The organism is Hymenobacter plasmatis, from assembly GCF_020711255.1.
In the GTDB taxonomy this organism is placed as follows: Bacteria; Bacteroidota; Bacteroidia; order Cytophagales; family Hymenobacteraceae; genus Hymenobacter.
Map to the genome: position 1 here is coordinate 1 of NZ_JAJFAW010000053.1, position 4,271 is coordinate 4,271.

Annotated in this window: 2 protein-coding genes; one reads left to right on the forward strand and one right to left on the reverse strand. The window is 63.7% G+C overall.

Annotated elements, in window-relative coordinates; all coding sequences use genetic code 11:
* Nucleotides 1-130: 130 nt before the first annotated feature.
* Complete coding sequence (ggt, locus tag LJ738_RS21045; protein ID WP_317206820.1) at nt 131-1,885, reverse strand: gamma-glutamyltransferase; 1,755 nt, start codon at nt 1,883-1,885, stop codon at nt 131-133.
* Nucleotides 1,886-2,028: 143 nt separating this feature from the next.
* Between ggt and LJ738_RS21050 the strand changes: the two genes are divergently transcribed.
* Nucleotides 2,029-4,092, forward strand: a complete 2,064-nt coding sequence (locus LJ738_RS21050) for an alpha amylase C-terminal domain-containing protein (RefSeq protein WP_227788323.1) — start codon at nt 2,029-2,031, stop codon at nt 4,090-4,092.
* Nucleotides 4,093-4,271 lie beyond the last annotated feature (179 nt).

The following is a 4,271-nucleotide window of genomic DNA, read 5'->3' on the forward strand; positions in this document are numbered from 1 at the left end:
AGAGCGCAGCGAAGCATCTTATCACGGCTCAACGATTCGTTCGCACCTGATAAGATGCTTCCTTCGTCAGCATGACAGATGGCGCGGACGAGATGCTTCGCCTTCGCTCAGCATGACGTTCTTTTTGTTGCTAGTAGCCCAGCGCCGTGTCGTCGCCGCGCGGGTCGGCGCCGCCTTCCAGCTTGCCTTCGGGTAGCACGCGGATGATGTCGAGCCGGCCCCATGGCAAGCGGGGGTTCAGGTGGTAACCGCGGGCACGTAGGGTGTCCTGAGCTGCTGGCAGGAGAGCACCGGCTTCCACGTCGATTACATCGGGTAGCCACTGGTGGTGCAGGCGCGGGGCTGCCACGGCCTGCTGCGCATTGAGGCCATAGTCGACCACGCCCAGGATGGTTTGCAGCACGCTGGTGATGATGGTGCTGCCGCCCGGCGAGCCCACCACCAGCGCCACTTTGCCGTTGCGGGTGAGGATGGTGGGCGTCATGCTGCTGAGCATGCGCTTGCCGGGCGCAATGGCGTTGGCGGTGCCGCCCACCAGGCCGTAGGCATTGGGCACCCCGGCTTTGGAGCTGAAATCATCCATCTCATTGTTGAGCAGAAAGCCCGCGCCGGGCACCACTACTTTGCTGCCGTAGGCCCCGTTGAGGGTAGTGGTGCAACTCACAGCATTGCCGAAGGCATCGATGATGCTGTAGTGCGTGGTTTCGTTGCTTTCGTAGCCAGGTAGGCCTTTGCCGGCGGTTACCTCCGAGCTGGGCGTGGCCCGGCCGTCAGGCCGGATGGTGGCCGCGCGCTGGCGGTTGTAGTCCACATCTAGCAGCCTTTGCACCGGCACAAAGCCAAAGTCCGGGTCGCCGAGGTAGGTGGCACGGTCAGCGTAAACGCGGCGCTCCACTTCGGTGATGTCGTGCACGGCCATGGGGGTGTGGTAGCCGGTTTGGGCCAGGTCGATTGGCTCCAGCATTTGCAGCATTTGCAGCAGAGCAATGCCCCCGGAGCTGGGCGGCGGCATCGTAATCACGTCGTAGTCGCGGTAGCGGCCGCGCAGCGGCTCGCGCCACTTGGGCTGGTAGCTATCTAGGTCTTTCTGGCTCACCAGGCCGCCGCTGCGCTTCATTTCGGCCAGCAGCAGGCGGGCGGTTTCGCCGCGGTAGAAGCCCGCCCGGCCCTGGTCACGTACCCGCGACAAGGTGCGGGCCAGCTCGGGCAGGCGCAAGGTGTCGCCGGCTTGCCAGTCGCCGCCACCGGGGCGCAGGTAAGCGGGGGTACTGCCAGGGTTATACTTCTGGAAATCGGCGCGGGTGCGGTTGAGGCCCGCGGCCTCTTTCACCGTGAGCGGGAAGCCTTTGGCCGCCAGCGCCACCGCCGGCTGCACCAACGCCGGCCACGAGAGTTTGCCCAACTGCTTGTGCAGCACCACCATGCCGGCCACGGTGCCGGGCGTGCCCACCGCCAGGGGGCCGGCCGTGCTCAGGCCCTCCACCACGTTGCCCTGCTTGTCGAGGTACATGTCGCGGGTGGCGCCGGCGGGAGCCGTTTCGCGGAAATCGAGGCTGCCGGCCGAGCCGTTGCGGTCGCGGTAGAGCAGGAAGCCGCCCCCGCCGATGTTGCCGGCCACGGGAAGCACCACGGCCAAGGCAAACTGCACGGCCACGGCCGCATCGTAGGCATTGCCGCCGCGCTGCAGTATCAGCGTGCCGATTTTGGAAGCTTCCGGGTGGGCCGAAACTACCATGGCGTAGTTGGCCAGCCGTGGCGCGGTGGCCTGCGGCAGCGGCGAGGCCAGGGAGCTTTCAAAGGCCCGCGAAGTGGACGTCACGGGCCGCTCGGCCGAGCAGGCCAGCAGCAGCGCCAGCGGAACAATAAAAAAACGAGTCTTCATCATTGGGCAAAATAACGTTATGATTGCTGCTGTAACTACACCACGCACCAAATAGCCGCTGATGGCAAGTAAATTACCGGCCGGCTGCCGCCGTTGTCGGGCCGGCAGCTCCAACGCGTTACTTTTGGCGCAAACCTTCCGCAATCATGGCTAAGTCGAAACCTACCGCTCCCGCAGCCCCCCAAGCCCCGCGCCGGGCCTCGCTGGCACTCGTTAAAAATGACCCCTGGCTGGCGCCGTTCGAGCCCGTGCTGCAGCAGCGGCTGGCCCGGCTCCGGGCCCGGCTGGCCGAGATTGAGCAGTACCACGGCTCGCTGGCCAACTACGCCACGGCCCACCAGCAGCTGGGCCTGAACCACGACGCCAGCCGCGGCGGCTACGTGTATCGGGAGTGGGCGCCGGGGGCCACCGCGCTGTACCTGGTCGGGGATTTCAACGGCTGGGACCGCCAGGCCAACCCCCTGCAGAAGCTGGAATACGGTGTTTGGGAAGTGTTTTTGCCGGATGCTGAATACCAAAATCGCCTCACCCACGGCAGCCGCTACAAGGTGCACGTCGTGACTGCCGCCGGGGGCAAAGACCGCCTGCCGGCCACCCTGCGCCGCGCCGTGCAAGACGAGCAAACCAAGGACTACTCCGCGCAGGTCTGGCGCCCCGAAACCGAATTCACCTGGACCGATCAGAAGTTTAAAACCGCCACCGCTGCTCCGGAGCCGCTGATTTACGAAGCCCATGTGGGCATGGCCACCGAGGAGGGTCGCGTGGGTACCTACCGCGAATTTGCCGACAATATCCTGCCCCGAATCGAGGCCGACGGCTACAACACCATTCAGCTGATGGCCGTGCAGGAGCACCCGTACTACGGCTCCTTCGGCTACCACGTGGCCAACCTGTTTGCGGCCAGCTCCCGCTTCGGCACGCCCGAAGACCTGAAGTTTCTTATCAACGAAGCCCACCGCCGTGGCATTGCCGTGCTGCTCGACATCGTACACTCGCACGCCGTGAAAAACGAGGCCGAGGGCCTGGCCGATTTCGACGGCTCCGGCAACCTCTATTTCCACAAAGGCGAGCGCGGCAACCACCCCGGCTGGGACAGCAAGCTCTTCGACTACGGCCGCCCCGAGGTGCAGCAGTTTCTGCTCAGCAACGTGCGCTTCTGGCTTGAAGAATATCACTTCGACGGCTTCCGCTTCGATGGCGTGACCAGCATGCTCTACCACCACCACGGCGAGGGCGTGGCCTTTATGGGCTACGACAACTACTTCGGGCCGGCTGCTGACGAGGATGCCATTCTCTACCTGCAGCTGGCCACCACGCTGGCCCACGAATTCAAGAAGGGCAGCATTCTGATTGCCGAGGACATGAGCGGCCTGCCCGGCCTGTGCCGCCCCATTAAGGAAGGCGGCGTGGGCTTCGATTTCCGCCTGGCCATGGGCATTCCGGACTACTGGATTAAGCTGCTCAAGCACACGCCCGACGAAAACTGGCCCCTCGGTGACCTCTGGCACACGCTCACCAACCGCCGCGCCGGCGAAAAAACCATTGCCTACGCCGAAAGCCACGACCAGGCGCTGGTCGGTGACAAAACCTTGTCACATTGGCTGATAGACGCCGGCATCTACACCCACATGCAGGCCGCCGACCCAGACCCCGGTGCTGCCCGCGGCGTGGCCCTGCACAAGCTCATCCGTCTTCTCACGCTGGCCGCGGGGGGCGAGGGCTACCTCACCTTCATCGGCAACGAGTTTGGCCACCCCGAGTGGGTCGATTTCCCTCGCGAAGGCAACGGCTGGAGCTACCACTTTGCCCGCCGCCAGTGGAGCCTGGGCGACAATCCCGACTTGAAGTACCACCAGCTCGGCGAGTTCGATAAAGCCATGGTACACATGGCCCGCGAGCGCCATCTGCTGGCCGCTGGTCCGGCCCACCTGCTCAAGCACGACGAGGAAAACAAGGTGCTGGTATTTGAGCGCGCAGGGCTGGTGTTCGTGGTCAATTTCCACGTCGAAAATAGCCTAGTCGACTACCGCTTCTGGGTCACGAAAGAGGGCAAGTACCACGTCATCCTATCGTCCGACAACAGCCGTTTCGGCGGCTTCGACCGGCCCGATGAGTCCTACGTGTACGAGACCTTCGAGCACCAACTCAGCCTGTACGTGCCGAGCCGGGTAGCACTGGTACTGGAGGCGGTGGAGTCTTCGCAGCAATAGAGACTGGTTTCGCTGGCCGCAGTCTAAGCGAAGCGACGACTGCGCGCCGCTTGTAGAAGTGAGTTTGCAACTCACTTCGCTACAGTGGTGCTATATGAGATATGAGGTGGTCTAGGCAAGGCGGACAGAAGAAGGACGTATATTTCTTCTGTTATGACAGCCAAAAAGAGCGGGGCGTC